This is a genomic window from Sphingobium sp. CCH11-B1 (assembly GCF_001556865.1).
In the GTDB taxonomy this organism is placed as follows: Bacteria; Pseudomonadota; Alphaproteobacteria; order Sphingomonadales; family Sphingomonadaceae; genus Sphingobium.
In genome coordinates, this window is sequence record NZ_LSJY01000206.1 from 1 (window position 1) to 870 (window position 870).

Here is an 870-nt window from a genome sequence, read left to right on the forward strand (position 1 = left end):
CACGCTCAGCACTTCGCTGGCGTTCCAGTGGCTGGTTTTGTCACCGCCCTGCACAGCCAGTTCCGGTGTTGGCATTTGCCAATGGCGAGGTCCCAGAAGATGGCACAAGCCCGGCGCCCGGTGTCGGCGTTCCGCAGACGCTGGACCTTCCGTGGATTTATCTCTCCACCATGAATTCGCCGATTACGGCCAAGATGAAGGGTTTCGAGATTGGCGGTCGCCACTTCTTCAACAACCTTCCTGGTTTGTTGAGCGGTTTCGGGATCGAGGCCAACCTCACTTTCATCGACAGTAGCAATCCTGCGCAGCAGGCGAACAACGTGCTAAGTCCGCCGACTTCCAACGGGGGACTTAACCCCGATGGCACGGTGCCGCAGACCTATCCCGATCTTCCCTACGCAGGATTGTCGAAATGGTCATATAACCTGTCGCTGATTTACTCTCGAGGGAAAACCAACGTCCGAGTAGCCTATAACTGGCGCGACAAGGCGTTGCTGTCGACGAACGTCAATCCGCTGTCCTATGCGACGAGCGGTGGCAATCCCTATTACGTCAACACTAGCCCGACCGACTTCGGCCCGGACCGCTCATGGCCGGTATATAATATGGTCCCGGCATGGTCTGCAGCGGCAGGATATCTCGATCTTGGCTTTGATTATAACTTCAGCAAAACGTTCCAGATATCCGCTCGTGCCAGCAACGTGCTGAACACGATTTCCAGGACGCTTCAGGAGCCTTTGCCGGGAGTGTTCAAGGCTTACGACGCCAACGTCGCCGATGTTCGGTATGACGTTTCCATAAGGCTGCATTTCTAGCCTGTCTTATTCACCGCGGCGGGTGAGAGGGTTGGCGGGAGTGGCGTAAGCGATT

1 pseudogene is annotated in these 870 nt (G+C 56.2%); it reads left to right on the forward strand.

Annotation, left to right across the window (positions count from 1 at the left end):
• Positions 1-815 (forward strand): annotated as a pseudogene (locus tag AX724_RS21190) (hypothetical protein); the annotation flags it as partial.
• Positions 816-870: the final 55 nt, after the last annotated feature.